The following is a 14930-nucleotide window of genomic DNA, read 5'->3' on the forward strand; positions in this document are numbered from 1 at the left end:
AACCATCAACCACGCAGTGCAAACGCTCCCACCCTTGCTTCGAAGCCGCAGCCCACCGTATGACAGGAAAGCCATTCGCGGGAGACCCGGTACTTCGACTCTTTGGATCTCCAACGAGGCTGCAGTTGCCGGGTTACGCGATCTTCCCAGTTCCACTCCCCGGACAGATATGTCCGCAGGCGGCCACCGCTCGGCGGCGCAGGGCCGTGAACCTCCCGAGACGTGGCTTGCCGCTGATGCCGCTGCGCTGGGACATCGAATCCTGTCGCTGCAGGTCAGCACCGGGTACGACCGTTCGTCTGCTCGCGCGGACAGGCCGGCAACACCGCAAGGTCGGCTCACGGGTTGCGACGGGAACGCATTCTTCGAAAGAGAAAATTGCCGGCCTAGGACTCGTCGGATCCAGGCTTGTCGAGGACATGCGCCCACGGCGTCGGCCGGTGCACCCCCGTGGGCTTGGGTGGACCGATCCAGCGTGGCACATCTGTTTTGTGGGTTTGTTACTCGGTGGTTGCCCGTAACCTCACCGCCGGGGGATTCGTTCCTTCGACCGCACGCGGAAATCTCCGGGGTCGTACAGGAGTGCCGTTCGGGGCTGGCGATTTCCACCAGAGGAGGGACGTGACAAACCAATGGTGATGCGTGGACCGGGGTTGCCCCCGGACAAGCACATCCAGGCCAGAGTGTGGGCCCGACGCGCCGCCGCCATCAGCGTCGGTGCCGCCGTGGTGTCGGCACTGACTGTGGCCCCCGCCGCAGCCAGTGACGAGGTAAGCGCTGAAGGTGAGACGGTCAGCCAGGCGACCGCCAGTGCGTTCAACCTGAGTATGGCCGGACAGGTTGCGGGCAGTGGCGGTTTCGTCGCAGTCAACGACGGTGTACTCGAGACCGTGAAAGGTGTCCGCACTCCCGATCTGCCGGTCATCGACGACCAGCAGGCTGTGGTCGTAGGTGCTCTCGGTCAAGACGCCGCTGCCACCGCCAGTGGCTACGCCGCGGCCTGCGCCGGCGTTGTCGGCAGTGCCGGGGTCATCAAGGTCGGCAGCGACAACACCTGCCTGATCTCCGGCGAGGGCAGCATGCAGGTCTCGCTCGGCACGCTCGACCAGCTCGGCCTCGCCGCCCTGCTGGGTGGCCAGCTCCCCGGGCTCCCGGCACTGCCGGACCTCCCGGCCACCGGTGATCTGCCCCTGCCGACCAGCCTTCCCGAGACCGGCAACCCGCCGGTTCCCGGCAACCTGCCGGCGCCGGGCGACCTGCCCGTCCCGGCTGTTCCTGACCTGGCGCTGACTGACCTTGGACTGGCTGACCTCGGTTTGGAAGGCCTGACAGGTGAGCTTGCCCTGCCTGCCGGTGGACTGCCTGACATCGAACTGATGCTGGTCGGTGAAGCGATCACCTCCCGGTGCCTGTCCACCCCGACCGACACCTTCGGCGAGGCGACGCCGATCGATGCCCAGGTCGTCGCCGTTGTGGCTGGACAGCAGGTCCCGGTCGCCGACCTGACCGCCGACGGCCTGGACCTGACCCTGGCCGACATCCTCAGTAAGGTTCAAAGCCAGCTACCGGCCCAAGCAGGCACCGTGGTCGACCAGATCCTGGCCGCGGTTCCGGCCGACCAACTCAACGCCGTACAACTGGCCACCATCCAGGTCGGGGCCCAGACCGCCGACGCCACCGCAATCGCCGTCACCGCGCTCGGTGTCGAGACCGCCCTCCCAGGCCTGATCGACATCGAACTCGGCAAGGTCACCTGCACCTCCAACGCCTCCGCATCCGCCGATGCAGACGCAGACGTCCAAGCCGGAACGTCCGCAGGAGGCCTCGACGCTGGTGCCGGAGCATCGGCTGACGAATCCGGTGTCGCCGCCGGAGGTGGAGCCGCAGCCGAAGCCGGTCCCGCCCAAGCCGAGGGTGCCGTTTCAGCAAACCTCGCCACCGCATCCGACAACAACCCGGCCGCCAAACTGGGCTGGGGAGCAGTCATCGCCCTGCTGCTGGCCGGAGTCGGCCTCGCCGGCCTCAAACTCCGCAGCGTGATCCGCCACTAAACAAGAAGCCGGCAATAGCCGGCAATTACCACCAGAACACCCAGATGAATCGCTCCGACCCCGTCGGCACGCCTCAGGGCAACCGACGGGGTCGGAGCGGTTTTCGAACTCGCGGCTGACCAAAGCCGAGCTCAGGCGCTCCGAACACACGCGTCGAACACGGGCGGCGTCATTTGCCCTTCCACGTGGATAGGTAGGTCCTGGCCCTTCACGTTTGCTCGAGCCGCCGACAGGCTCCGCCAGGGTGCAGCGAGTACGAGTGGGGATCCGCGTCGATTACGCCGAGCGACGCGGCCGGCCACCTTCTCCGCCCGGCATCCGTCCGGTGCCGCGCCCTAAGAACTCACCGAAGGTCGCCTCCGACTCGGCGACCCCGCGAGCAAAAGCCTCCAGCGCCGCCTCAGAACCGTCCCAGGTGTCGTGACCCTCGAACTCGGTGGGACGCGCGAACGGCGGCATCGTTCGTCTTGACATCGGGCTGCCAGAGGCGCCCTCGTCGCACCGCGCCAAACGTGGCGTCCTGTGCACGCTCACGATCCACGTCACGAGGAGCCCCGAGAGTACTGGCATACCGCCAGTTCCGATGGACCGCGCGTCGCAACGTGCGAGTGGTCTCAGACGTGGTCTCATTCGCCTACGTTCGGGACTGTCCGCATGTGTCCTTGCGTGGTGCTGCCGAGCGTGAGCGGACGCTCCTGAACGCTGGCGAACGACCGTTCATTGGGACTGAAAGCGGAAGGCCGACGGTTCGATCCCGTCCCTGCCCACCGCCTTTGACCTGCGCAAACGCACCTGATGAGGCTATCTGGGCTGGTTGGCTGGTCTCATTTGTGGGCCAGCGTCGCCGGCACAACTTCGGCGCCGCCGATGCCCGAGTAGCGGTGGTTATGACGCCTTCGGTGCGGTGTCGGTAGCGAGTTGCGCGGCACGTTGATGGGAGATGCCGAGAAGCTGGCCAATGTCGCGCAACGGGAGTCCGGCGTCGACGAGTTCCCGTACGGCGGCGCGCGACTCCTGGGCCGCGCGCGACTTGGCCAGGTCAGATTCCTTCCGCAGCTTCTCCGCGCGGGCAAGATGGAATTGAACCGACTTGGGTAGCCGGTGTGAGACCACCAACTCGAACGAGTCCGGCGCAACGTCGCGCATAACTGCGATCAGGTCACGGGCCATCTCCTCGACCTCGCGAAGATGACGGGCCTGGGTTGACCGGCCGATCTCGGGTACACGGATCAGCCAGAACCGGCCATCACGTTCGACCTTGGCATGGTAGGTATCCATTACCGCCACCATCCCCTCCCCAGGACAGGTTCGCACTCTTTGAAGATCTCCCGGGCCAGGCCTTCGCCGATCTCGTTGTGCCTCGGGATCGGTATCGTCAGTCCGGCGAGGTTGTAGACGGTGTGCTGAGCTCCCTCGCGGCCGATCTCCCACCGCTTGCCCTGTTCCTTGGCTTCGCGGCCGATCTTTCGGATCAGGTCTCGGCGCTTTCATGCAGGGTAGTCTAGGTTCCCCTAGACGGTCAAGGCAAGGGCTCCCTAGACGCGACCCTAAACGTTCACTGCCTCAGTGTCGAATCCTTCGTCTCCCCCTCGGAGACCTCCGATGCTTTCAAGGGGTCAAGCTGACGCCTGTTCCGTGGCCGGCGCGCTGCGCGACAAGCACCAATGAGGGAACCCCGGCCACACTCTCGGGGAGCCGCAGTTCAGCCACCGGATCGAGGCCCGCCGCAGCCAAGAGGGCCCATAGATCGTCGGGCTGCCAGAGGTGAGTAGTCCACGCAACCGGAACCGCGCCGTACGCCTCGGTTCGCTCGATATCGCCGTCACCCATGTGGGTACCGATGATGAGGTGCCCGCCCGGAACCAAGGCTCGGGCGAAGGACCTCAGTACCAGGGGAAGAATGTGCCGGGGCAGGTTGAACAGTGACCACCACCCGAGAATCCCTCCGAGCGACGAGTCGACCAGATTCAGGTCAGTTGCCGAGGCAACGTCAAACCGCTGGTTGGGGTGTAACCGCCGGGCGTGGTCGATCATCCGGGCCGACAGGTCAACCCCGGAGACATCGAGGCCGCGCTCCGCCAAGTAGGCGGTCACAGCTCCAGGACCGCATCCGACGTCTAGTACCGGGCCAAGACCGTGCACCGCGGCTGCGAAGCCATCGATCGCCGTCCGCAACCAGGGGTACGTCGTGATGTCACCGAGGTTCATCTCGACGTAGTTGTCTGCGACGCGGTCGTAGGAGGTCCGCACCACGTCAAGATCGGCAGGTTGCTCGATACGGGAAGCGTTCATAGTGCCGGATGTTAGTGACCACTGCAGAGCAACCGCCCTGCCCTCCACTAGGGTTACCCGCCTTCGTTCGGTCCCGTGGCCAGTCATAGCTGCACCCTCCTCATCTGGTGGCCGGGTATCCGGGCGCCGGCGGATACTGGCGGAACCGCTCGGCGTGCATGTCTTCGACGGGCTGGCGCCGCGGGCCGAGGCGAGATGTGGCGGCAGAATGCTCGGCATGTGCGGACGTTTTTCTGGTTGGCCCAAGGCAGCGTTCGACGTCCTGCTGCAGCTCGATGGTGACCCACCTGCGGACGTACGGGAGAAGTGTCGTCAACGGCGCGAGCAGTTGGTGCGGCAGCCGATGATCGCGCTGCTGCACGATGTCGCCGATGCCGACCCAGCCTACGAGGACTTCTTCGTCGAAGGTTTCCGCTCACCGGCGTACGGACGATGGCAGCACCAGTACGCGACGATCAGGATCAAACGAACTCTCGTACTCGGCCTCGCGTTCGACCTCGACGGGCTGCATGTGCGAGGCGCCTGGCGGCCCGCCGCTCCAACGGAGGTCGAGTGCTATCGGCAAGCGGTCGCTGAAGGAGTCAGCGGTGACGAACTCGTGGAGGTGATGCGAACGCTACGAGAGAAAGGATTCGAGCTCGCCGGCAACGCCCTGAAACGGATGCCCCGTGGGCATCCGTCCGACCATCCGCGCGCGGAGTGGTTGCGACATCGCTCGCTGGTTGCCACACGACCACTCGGATGTGAGGACTGGCTCCATACCCCTCACACCATCGAACGGGTACTCACAGCGTTCGAAGAGCTGGATCCGTTCACGGCCTGGTTCGCCGTGCATGCCGCCGCAGGCCTTCGGACCGACAATAGCCGCAATCTCATCGGCCCATCTGCCTGCCTTGCGTGGTGAACCGGTGTTGCTGTCCCGCGCCTGGACAGCCCGAGGGCGGCTGCACGATCCTTCGCTTCTGCTCGTACGGGCCAGCCCTCTACCCAAACCGGGCCAGGTGATCTTGTTCTTGCGCGACATCAGCCGCTGGAGGTGTCACAGCGGGCCGGGGTGTTTCGTCTCAGAGCCTTGCAGTGACAGGTCCCGGTGGTAAGGAGGTAGTGCGATGCGAGTATTCGTGGCAGGAGCTGCTGGTGCGATCGGAATGCGACTGGTACCGCAATTGGTCGCGCGTGGGCATCAGGTGACGGCGACAACTCGGAGTACCGACAAGGTAGACCGGCTGCGCGGGCTCGGCGCGGAACCCGTAGTGGTCGACGGCCTCGACGCTGCGGCGGTTGGTGAGGCTGTCGCGCTGGCCGAGCCGGACGCGATCGTGCACCAGATGACCGCTCTGGCCGGCAAGGCCAACTTGCGCAGGTTCGACACATGGTTCGCGCTCACCAACAAGTTGCGAACAACGGGCACCGAACATTTGCTCGCTGCGGCTGAGGCGGCCGGTGTCGGCCGTTTCGTCGCACAGAGTTACACCGGATGGTCGAACATTCGCTCGGGAGGTCCAGTGAAGACCGAGGACGACCCGTTCGATCCGCATCCGGCGAAGAACCAGAGGGAAACGATGGCGGGCCTTCAGTTCCTGGACCGGGTGGTTCCGGCGGCGCAGTCGCTGGAAGGAATTGTGCTGCGGTACGGCAACTTCTACGGTCCGGGAGCGTCGGAGTCGCAGGTCGAGCTGGTCCGCAGGCGGCAGTTCCCGATCATCGGTGACGGCGGCGGAGTCTGGTCGTGGACCCACCTCGACGATGCCGCGGCAGCGACGGTGGCCGCCGTAGAGCACGGTCGTCGCGGTGTCTACAACATCGTCGACGACGACCCGGCCCCGGTATCGGAGTGGCTGCCGTACCTCGCCGAGGCTATTGGTGCCAAACCACCGCTGAGAGTGCCGGTGTGGCTGGGCAGGCTGGCTGCGGGCCAGGTCGCCGTCCAGTGGATGACCCAGGGGCGGGGTTCATCGAACGAGAAGGCCAAGCGGGAGCTCGGCTGGCGGCCCGCCTGGTCGAGCTGGCGGGACGGCTTCCGCTTCGGGCTGACTGATTCCGATCGACGGTCTCCGAGCAGCAGCGCGCCGGAGGCGGCGACATGAGTAGAGCAGAACGCGACATCGGCGCCCGCTCGGCAGCGGGCGGGCGCCGGCGCCGAGGCGGCGTTCGGACCTCCGAGGGCTCCCCGCCAACTGCGGCAACTGAGACGTCGGAGGCGTTCCTGGAGCTGCGTCCGCTGATGTTCTCCATCGCGTATCGGATGCTTGCCAGTGTGAGCGAGGCCGAGGACATGGTTCAGGAGGTGTTCGTTCGCTACCAGCAGGCGCTTGGCGATGGGGTCCATGTCGTGTCGCCGAAGGCCTATCTGTCCGCGGCGATCACGCGTTTGTGCATCGACCATCTGCGGTCGGCTCCCAAGCGGCGCGAGGCTTATGTGGGCCAGTGGCTGCCCGAGCCCTTACTCACCGATGTCGAGGCGGCCGATCCGGCCGCGCATGCAGAGCAGGCTGATTCGTTGTCGATGGCGTTCCTGCTCGTGCTCGAACGGCTGAACCCGATCGAACGCGCGGTGTTCCTGCTCCATGACGTGTTCGACTACGGCTATGACGAGATCGCGGAGATTGTCGGCAAGAGCGAAACCAACTGTCGCCAGTTGGCTGCCCGGGCCCGTCGTCATGTCAAGGCGGAGAAGCCGCGCTTCGGGGCCTCGCGCGAGCAACGCGAGGACCTGGCGGCTCGTTTCTTCGCCGCGCTCAGCCAGGGTGATCTGGACGGCCTGGTCGGGATGCTCGCCGACGATGTCGTCGCCTACGGCGATGGCGGTGGGAAGGCCCCGCAGTGGAGCATGCCGATCGTGGGAGCCGAGCGTGTCGCGCGCGTGTTTGTCCAGATGAGCCGAGAGCTGCGTGAGCACGAGATCACCATCGAGCCGCAGCACGTGAACGGCCAGCCCGGCGCCGTGCTGTGGACCTCGGACGGCCAGCTCATCAACGTCTTCTCCCTCGACATCGTCGACGGCGTCGTCCAGACCGTCCGGTCGGTGATCAACCCTGACAAGCTGCACCACATCGGCCCGGTCGCCGACGTGTACGCCATGCGCAGACAGCGCCGCGCCGAGCGGACGCGCGATGCCTGAGCCGGTGCCTGCGGCTGACACGAACCACTCGGCGGCGCGAGACATTGGAGGGGAAGGCAGTTCCTACGGTGGACGTTGGAACACCGACCTCTCCTAACATGACGATCCGATCTTTCCAACGGAGGAACGCAACGCCTCACCAACTCGAGGGAAAACCGCACTGGTCTCTGGCGGGTCGCGGGGAATCGGCCGGGCGATCGCGCTCGGGTTGGCTGCGCGGGGTGCGAGTGTGGTGGTTGGTTATCTGAAGAATTCCACCCGTGCTGAGGACGTTGTCGGTGCCATTACCGGCACCGGCGGTAGGGCCGTCGCAATCCGCGCAGAGCTGTCCCGTCCCGGCGAGGTCGCCAGACTATTCGACGAGGCCGAGCTGGCGGTCGGCACGTTGGACATCATGGTCGCCAATGCCCGCGCCCGGCTACGTGCCCCGACCTCCCGGACCAAGCCAGGACGCCGGCCAAACCCTCCGACCCTCCGAGCTGTCGAAACGGCCTGCAGGCCGATCTGATAGGTGTCATGATCACGCGGTGACGGTGACCAGGATGCGCGTGCCGAGCCGGATTGGGTCCGCGCTCGTGGTCTTGACCGTGCTCGGCGGGCTGACATGGTTGTACGTCGTTGCTGGCGAACCGGATGGCGCGAGCAGGGAAGCTGCTGCTGAGCAGCTTGGGCAGCACGAGGGCGTCGAGCTGCCACTGCCTGTCCGCCTGCCCGCCGGTTACGAGCCTCCAGACTCGTACTCGACATCGGTAAGTCCAGACGGCACCGCCTACGCGCGCAGTACGCGGTTCCACCCAAGCGGAGAGGATGCGCCTGACGGTTCGCCAGTGGTTGTGTTCTGCGCTCAAGGCGTCGACGCAACCGACCGACCTTGCGACCCGCCCCCAGGGATGCAGCACATGCAGCGTGCAGTCGGGTCAAGCCACGTGGTGATGTGGGTCGAGTACCCAAGGGCAGCCAACCTCGACCGGTGGAAGTGGATTGACCTCAGCACCGATCTTCATGAGGTGACCTGGCTGCACTAAGCCAAGGCCCAACATCGACCCGCGTACAGCAGACAAGTACAACAACACAGCCGCGCCCAACCGGTGGGAGTAAGAGGCGGCAGGCGGGAGGGCCGCACGCGTGGCACGCGACCGGTGCCCTGTGCAGTCCCCACCGGACCCGGCCCGACGCCAGCCGTGACGCCAACCGACCCGCTCAACGGCACACATCAGCCAGCCGACCATGATCATCCCAAGCGCGAACCCACTCAGCGACTCGATCTGCGCGGACCTGAAAGCGAAGGTCGACGGTTCGATCCCGTCCCTGCCCACCGCCTCTGACCTGCGGAAACGCCGCCTGAGGTACTGCGGCCTGTGTGACGTGGTCTCAGTTTTCGTCTCAAATGTATCCGCTATTCCGAGACGGTTGGCACGGTACGTACGGTGGCGGACGCCCGCGGACGGAAACGAACACGTTCCCCGGCTGAAGTCCGTCAGCTGATCGCCCCGATCAACCCCGCGTACGTCCGCAACCTCCTGCGCGCAACCACGAAGCCAACCAGCCGCACCGAACCACTGGTGCATGGCCGCCGCCAGGCGCACGTCCTCCAGCGCGACGGTCGGACAATGGCACCGCTCACACCCGCTGCAGTTCTTTGGCCGTCAAGCGCGTGCCAAGGGACTGCCGCGGTTGCGGGCATCGAGGGCGACGGTAGCGAAGAGGCGCAGAGGCCGGAACACGGTGCACACATTTCGGAGCTGAGCTAGGGGGGCTGCTGCCGGCCGCTCGGCCTGGGTAGAGCCTCCGGATGATGCGTCTGCAGATAGCTGATCAACCGTTCACGAACGTCACAGCTCAGATCCCACGAGCTGGGAGCATCGGCGGCGGACGCGAGGATCCGGACGACCATCGTCCATGGAGTCGACTCAACTACCTGTACTACCCACTCACGGCGGTCCCAGAGCGGGGACGCCTGGATGATGCGTCGAGCCTCGGCACGCACCTCGGCGATCGGCGTCCGATAGTCCAGCTGAAGCTCTACCGTTCCGACCACCTTGGCCTCGTTGCGGGTCCAGTTCTGGAACGGCGTTGTGGTGAAGTACGCGGTCGGTAAGACCAGCCGACGCTCGTCCCAGAGTCGCACGACCACATACGTGAGCGTGAGCTCCTCGATCCGGCCCCATTCGTTCTCGACGACCACGACGTCGTCGTAGCGCAAGGCGTCGGTCATCGCGACTTGGAGCCCGGCGAAGACATTGCCGAGCGTGGCGTGCGCGGCGAATCCAGCGATCGCTCCGAGGACGCCTGCCGACGCGAGCAACGAGGCGCCCAGCGCGCGGAGTCCGGCAAATGTCATCAACATTGCGGAGAAAGCGATCACCACCACGAGCCCAGTCGTCAGGCGGCGAAGGATCGCGATCTGGGTCCGTCGGCGCCTGACCCGCCGGTTGTTGGTGACGTCCACTCGGAGCCACTGGAACGCCGCGTCCTCCACCACGAACAGCATCCGCAGGACGAGCCAAGCCGCGGCCGCGATCATCGCCAGGATCAGCGCATGCCGGAGCTGGGAGACGAGGGCTCGATCCCACCCTGTCAATGGAAGGACGACGAAGAGTCCGGTTGTCACCAAAACGGCGGTCCACGCGCGTCGGCAGGTGCGGTGCACCCGGAACAATGTCGTCGACCGGCGCCGCCGGGCTGTCCAACGCACCACGATGGCCGACAGCCAGCCGGCGAGCAGCGTGCCGGCACACGTCACCACAACAACGAGGAACCCCTGCCAGACGTCTCGCCACATGCGTTCGCCCTCTCCGCAAGGCACATACCCACGATGGCGAGGCACCGACCTCCCCTCCCTCGAAGCCCCGGCTGTCTAATTGCCCAGACTGTCAGGCCTCGCCGAGCTGCGTGCGAAGTGCCTGACGCCGGTCTTCGAGTTTGGCGATCAGCGCTTCCTGCTCCTCGGCCGCGGTGAGTTCCGTCGCAACGTCCACCTCGTCCCGCGGTGCATCCGCGCGCTCGGCGATTTGTCGGCGGAGCTCCTGCGCCATGCGCCGAAGCTCCGCCTGTTGCTCCTCGACACGCCGCAGCTCATCGCGAACCGCGGTCTCCGACCGTTCGCTGGTCATGCGCCTGTCCTTTCTGCAGGGTGCTGCTGGTGCGGTGCTGCATGTCGATCTCGCCGCCACGCTCGTGGACATTCCTCGTCGGCATGCGTTCTTGCGGGAAGGGATCGACATACGCCGGGGCCTACGGAAGGACCGATGCGAGGTCGCGTGACACACCTGACTTGATGTCGTTCCATTCGCCTTCGGTGATGTGGTCGCGCATTGCCGCAAGGACGGTCTGCACAAGCGACTCGGCGCCGCCCTCGACCCGGAACCGGAACTCCCGTTGGACCCTTTCCAGGAACTCGTCGCGGTGCATCTTCATCGGTACCCGGCTGGGATCCCAGCCTTCGTAATAGATGCCGCGGACCAGCATCGGCAGCTGGGCGCCGAGTTGCGCAGCCTCCTCGACCGTGAGGCGGTCGCGCAGGGCATGCAGTACGGCGCGCAGGGCGGCGTAGGACATGTTCCGCCGCTCCTTGGGCCAGCCGTACGCCTGCTCGATCTCCTTCAGAATGCGATTCGTCTTGTCCGTCGTCGTGTTGAACGACGAGAAGCCTGTTTCGGCCATGGTGGCGTCCTTCCTGTCGATCAGTTGCGGCCCGAGTGAGACGGGTTGTCGGAGGGCGGCGAAATCCCTCCGACAAATGCCTCACACGGCGAATGGATAGGTTTCCGGGGCTTCCCCCGCCTCCCAGCGCGCCGTCCGTTCGATCGGTTCCACCGCGCGTGTCTCGTCGATGTGGATCACTGCGTCGAACTGGTCGGTCACCCGCGCCTGCAGGTAATGGCTCTGCCGCTCGGTCCGGGGCCGGTACACCACGCCGATCGCGCGCTCCAGCCTGGCCGAACGCAGCACCTCGGCAGCTCGGGTCGTTCGTTGCCCGACGGGGAGTATGAACTCCTTCTCCCCGACCTCGTGAAACAACTCCTCGATACTGTCGGGAAGGGCCGGCCGTACGACCTTGCGGTCGGCGGGGGCGTCCCAGTCGTTCGCCGCGGTCACGGTCCCGCCGTAGGTCGTGAACCCGATCAGGCGACAGTCAGCGGGATGGCGCTCGCGAAGGAGCTGGCCGATGGTGAGCTCGCCGCGGGCCGCAGACTCGGTCGCGCGCGCGTCACCCACGTGGGAGTTGTGCGCCCATACGACGATCCGCGGCGACTCTCCTCGCTGCGTGCCGAGATGCTGGACGAGTGCCTCCAACGTCCGTACCATCGCGCGGTCGCGCAGATTCCACGACGACACCCGTCCGGAAAACATGCTGCGGTAGTAGTCGGCCGCCGCCCGCACGGTCCACGCGTTCTGTTCCGCGTAGAAGAAGTCGTCCTCGGCGAGTAGCCCGTCCCGGCGGGCGTAGTCCAGCGCGTGGCGACGCAGGTCGACGAGTTGCTCGACGACCTCGTCCTCACATGTCGGGCCGGCGCCGAACGCCGCGGCATAACCGTACGCCTGTCCATCCTCGCCGCTCACGTGGTCGAAACAGGCGTAGCGGACCCGAGCGCGCTGGGCGGCATCGGGGTCGACGCGTTCGAGATAGGCGATGACCTCATCGATCGACCGGTAGAGCGAGTAGAGGTCGAGGCCGTAGAAACCCACCTTGGACGGCTCGTCGCTCATTCGGTAGTTGTACTCGCGCAGCCAGCCTACGAAGTCGAGTACCACAGCATTGCGCCACATCCAGGTCGGGAAGCGCTGGAAGCCGCGCAGGCTCTCTTCGGCGCTGGCATCCACGCTTCGGGCACGCACCCATCGGTTGACCCGATAGGCGTCGGGCCAGTCTGCCTCCGCGGCGACTGCACAGAATCCCTTCTCCTCGATCAACCGCCGGGTCATATCGGCGCGGGCCCGGTAGAACTCGTGGGTCCCGTGCGAGGCCCCGCCGATCAGAACGAGGTGGGCGTCACCGATCAGGTCGAAGAGCACGTCGTCCGGTGGCACCCCATCCTCGACCGGCAAGGAGTCGGACCGGACTGCCGTCACCTCCCGCGGCCCCTGCGCACCCGGCCCCGCGCCCACGGTGGTCGACGCGGCCCGCAGGACTTCGCGGACCTCCGAGTCGGTCGTCTGGCGGAAGTCCCAGTACGACGCACCCACGGCGAAGAATGGCGTCGGGGTAGTCGCACACACAACCTCGTCGACGAGATCGGTGAGTTCCTCACAGGTCGACTTCGGTGCCGACGGGACGGCGACGACGATCCGGGCGGGGTTGAGCTGCCGCAGCGCCTGGATGGCTGCCCGCATACTTGCACCGGTCGCCAGGCCGTCGTCGACGAGAATGATGGTCTTGCCAGTAACGTCCGGCAGTGAGCGGCCTTCGCGGTACGCGACTTCGCGGCGGTGCAGCTCGCGACCTTCGCACTCGGCCACCTGTCGGACGACCTCCGGCCGGATCGCCAGTCCGCGGATGACGTCATCGTTGAGCACGACAACGCCACCGCTCGCGATGGCCCCCATCGCGATCTCCTCGTGTCCAGGAACCCCAAGCTTGCGTACGACGAACACGTCAAGCGGAGCGCCGAGCGCGGTGGCGATTTCATCCGCCACCGGGACGCCTCCTCGCGGCAGGCCGAGCACCATCACACCCGGACGGTTGCGGTAGTGGTCAAGGCGTGCCGCAAGGGCGCGACCGGCATCCCGTCGGTCTCGGAAGAGACGATCAGGCATGGCTACCTCCCGTTGTCTGTGAAGGTTCGTCCGGGACGCTTGGACCGCCCCACCCAAGCTGCTCGTGCACGAACCGGACTGCCATCGCCCCTTCACCGACCGCGGCAGCCACGCGCTTGATGGATCCGCTGCGTACGTCGCCGGCGGCGAACACTCCGGGTCGGCTGGTCTCGAGGAGGAACGGCGACCGGCCGGTCTGGTCCACAAAGCTCCTGCTGGCCGGGCTCTCAGCGCCGGTGACGATGAAGCCATGGCTATCCAGGGCGACCTGGTCTGTCAGCCATCCCGTATGGGGTGCCGCGCCAATGAAGACGAAGAGAGCGCGCACGTCGAGGCACTGGCGTTCACCCGACTTCACGTGCTCGACGAGGATCGCTTCGAGTGTGCGATCACCGATCAGTTCGCGTACCTCAGTGCGGAGATGCGTCTCGATCGATGGGGTGCGTTCGATCCGGTCTGCGAGGTAGCGGGACATGTGCGCCACCAGGCTTCCACCCCGGATGATCAGGTGGACGCATCGAGCAGTGTCAGCAAGGAGAAGGGCGGCTTGGGCGGCGGAGTTGCCACCGCCCACGACGGCTACCGGGTCGTTGCGGCACCAGTGGGCCTCTTGTTGGGTCGCAGCGTAGTAGATGCCGGTCCCCTCGAACTCCTCGATCCGGGGGAGGCCAAGTGTGCGGTAGCGCGCGCCGGTGGCGATGAGGACGGTCCGCGCAGTGATGGAGCTACCATCTTCGAGCCGAACGGTGTGGTGCCCCGGATGGCCTTCCAGGGCTGTGGCCCCGGCGGGAATCCGCAGAGCGGTTCCGAACTTCCGTGCCTGGATGATGGCGCGCTCGGCAAGGTCGGAACCGGAGATACCAGACGGGAAGCCAAGATAGTTCTCGATCCTCGGTGATGTGCCGGCCTGCCCGCCCGTCGCAACAGCGTCGAGAAGGTCGGTGGCGATACCTTCGGACGACGCATAGACCGCCGCCGCCAGACCGGCGGGACCGGCTCCGATGATGACGAAGTCGCTGAGCGAGCCACCGTGACCGACCGCACGAACGCCGATGAGCCGAGCCAGCGCCGCGTCGTCGGGGTTGCGCATGACCTCACGGCCACGCCAGATGACGACCGGCGTCTCGCTGGGCGCGACGCCGAGCCGGCGTAGCATCGTCTCGGCTTCTGGATCTCTTTCCAGGTCGACGAATCGGTGCGGCAGGCGGTTACGGACGGCGAAGTCTCGAAGCCGGCGGGTGTCCGGAGAGAAGCAGGAGCCGACGATCCGGAAGCCCGCGCCGCGGCCGATCAACATGGACCTGCGGAGAAGAAAAGCTCGCAGTAGAAGGTCCCCGAGGGCGAGGTCAGCGGAGACGACCTCCCGCAGGTGATCCACCGGAACAGCAAGGATCTCCCCCGACTCCACCACCACAGCGGTGAAGAACGCTGGCTGTCCGGTCAATACGCTCAACTCGCCGACGAAGCGGCCTGGCCCGTGCACACTGATCACGTGCTGGTCCACGCCGTAGTCCTCGACATTGGCGACCATTCCCGTCAGGACGACGAAGAAGTCGTAACCCTCATCACCCTCGCGGAAGAGCACGTCACCAGTCGCGACCCGACGCCGCTGCCCGCCCCCGGCCAGGGCGTCGATCTGCGGCTGCGACAGGCGCGGGTAGGCGCCATAGAAGTCGGGCGTCTCCCGGTGCGTGCGTGGATCGGTCATC

13 protein-coding genes are annotated in these 14930 nt (G+C 66.1%); 6 read left to right on the top strand and 7 right to left on the bottom strand.

What is annotated here, in order from left to right; translation table 11 throughout:
* Positions 1 to 638: 638 nt before the first annotated feature.
* Positions 639 to 2051, top strand: a complete 1413-nt coding sequence (locus tag ABNF93_RS31000; protein ID WP_349331798.1) for a hypothetical protein — start codon at positions 639 to 641, stop codon at positions 2049 to 2051.
* A gap of 885 nt (positions 2052 to 2936) precedes the next feature.
* Here ABNF93_RS31000 and ABNF93_RS31005 read toward each other — a convergent pair.
* Together ABNF93_RS31005 and ABNF93_RS31010 are read right to left on the bottom strand one after the other, a co-directional pair.
* Positions 2937 to 3329 carry a hypothetical protein gene (locus ABNF93_RS31005; protein ID WP_349331799.1) on the bottom strand — a complete coding sequence of 131 codons (393 nt, stop codon included), beginning with the start codon at positions 3327 to 3329 and terminating at the stop codon, positions 2937 to 2939.
* A 330-nt stretch (positions 3330 to 3659) separates the two neighbouring features.
* The gene (locus ABNF93_RS31010; protein WP_349331800.1) at positions 3660 to 4430 is read right to left on the bottom strand and encodes a class I SAM-dependent methyltransferase; all 771 of its coding nucleotides are present in this window, start codon (positions 4428 to 4430) and stop codon (positions 3660 to 3662) included.
* A 130-nt stretch (positions 4431 to 4560) separates the two neighbouring features.
* Between ABNF93_RS31010 and ABNF93_RS31015 the strand changes: the two genes are divergently transcribed.
* The 5 genes from ABNF93_RS31015 to ABNF93_RS31030 all read left to right on the top strand — a co-directional run bounded on the left by ABNF93_RS31015 (position 4561) and on the right by ABNF93_RS31030 (position 8489).
* On the top strand, positions 4561 to 5247 hold the full coding sequence (locus ABNF93_RS31015) for a DUF2461 family protein (RefSeq protein WP_349331801.1): 687 nt from the start codon (positions 4561 to 4563) through the stop codon (positions 5245 to 5247).
* A gap of 205 nt (positions 5248 to 5452) precedes the next feature.
* Complete coding sequence (locus ABNF93_RS31020; protein WP_349331802.1) at positions 5453 to 6430, top strand: NAD-dependent epimerase/dehydratase family protein; 978 nt, start codon at positions 5453 to 5455, stop codon at positions 6428 to 6430.
* Positions 6427 to 7464: an RNA polymerase sigma-70 factor gene (locus ABNF93_RS31025; protein ID WP_349331803.1), complete on the top strand. Its 1038-nt coding sequence runs from the start codon at positions 6427 to 6429 to the stop codon at positions 7462 to 7464. The genes ABNF93_RS31020 and ABNF93_RS31025 overlap by 4 nt, the downstream gene beginning before the upstream one ends.
* A gap of 160 nt (positions 7465 to 7624) precedes the next feature.
* Positions 7625 to 7972 carry an SDR family NAD(P)-dependent oxidoreductase gene (locus ABNF93_RS35110; RefSeq protein WP_502877658.1) on the top strand — a complete coding sequence of 116 codons (348 nt, stop codon included), beginning with the start codon at positions 7625 to 7627 and terminating at the stop codon, positions 7970 to 7972.
* Positions 7973 to 8363: 391 nt separating this feature from the next.
* Positions 8364 to 8489, top strand: a complete 126-nt coding sequence (locus ABNF93_RS31030) for a hypothetical protein (protein ID WP_349331804.1) — start codon at positions 8364 to 8366, stop codon at positions 8487 to 8489.
* 722 nt (positions 8490 to 9211) lie between these two features.
* Here the strand turns inward: ABNF93_RS31030 and ABNF93_RS31035 are convergent.
* The 5 genes from ABNF93_RS31035 to ABNF93_RS31055 all read right to left on the bottom strand — a co-directional run bounded on the left by ABNF93_RS31035 (position 9212) and on the right by ABNF93_RS31055 (position 14929).
* The gene (locus tag ABNF93_RS31035; RefSeq protein WP_349331805.1) at positions 9212 to 10270 is read right to left on the bottom strand and encodes a mechanosensitive ion channel family protein; all 1059 of its coding nucleotides are present in this window, start codon (positions 10268 to 10270) and stop codon (positions 9212 to 9214) included.
* A gap of 67 nt (positions 10271 to 10337) precedes the next feature.
* Positions 10338 to 10577 carry a hypothetical protein gene (locus ABNF93_RS31040; protein ID WP_349331806.1) on the bottom strand — a complete coding sequence of 80 codons (240 nt, stop codon included), beginning with the start codon at positions 10575 to 10577 and terminating at the stop codon, positions 10338 to 10340.
* Positions 10578 to 10698: 121 nt separating this feature from the next.
* Positions 10699 to 11127 carry a DUF2267 domain-containing protein gene (locus ABNF93_RS31045; RefSeq protein WP_349331807.1) on the bottom strand — a complete coding sequence of 143 codons (429 nt, stop codon included), beginning with the start codon at positions 11125 to 11127 and terminating at the stop codon, positions 10699 to 10701.
* 81 nt (positions 11128 to 11208) lie between these two features.
* Positions 11209 to 13221 carry an erythromycin esterase family protein gene (locus ABNF93_RS31050; RefSeq protein WP_349331808.1) on the bottom strand — a complete coding sequence of 671 codons (2013 nt, stop codon included), beginning with the start codon at positions 13219 to 13221 and terminating at the stop codon, positions 11209 to 11211.
* Positions 13214 to 14929: an FAD-dependent oxidoreductase gene (locus ABNF93_RS31055; RefSeq protein WP_349331809.1), complete on the bottom strand. Its 1716-nt coding sequence runs from the start codon at positions 14927 to 14929 to the stop codon at positions 13214 to 13216. The genes ABNF93_RS31050 and ABNF93_RS31055 overlap by 8 nt, the downstream gene beginning before the upstream one ends.
* Between the last annotated feature and the right edge of the window lies 1 nt (position 14930).

It is taken from the genome of Actinopolymorpha sp. B9G3 (assembly GCF_040120725.1).
GTDB lineage: Bacteria > Actinomycetota > Actinomycetes > Propionibacteriales > Actinopolymorphaceae > Thermasporomyces.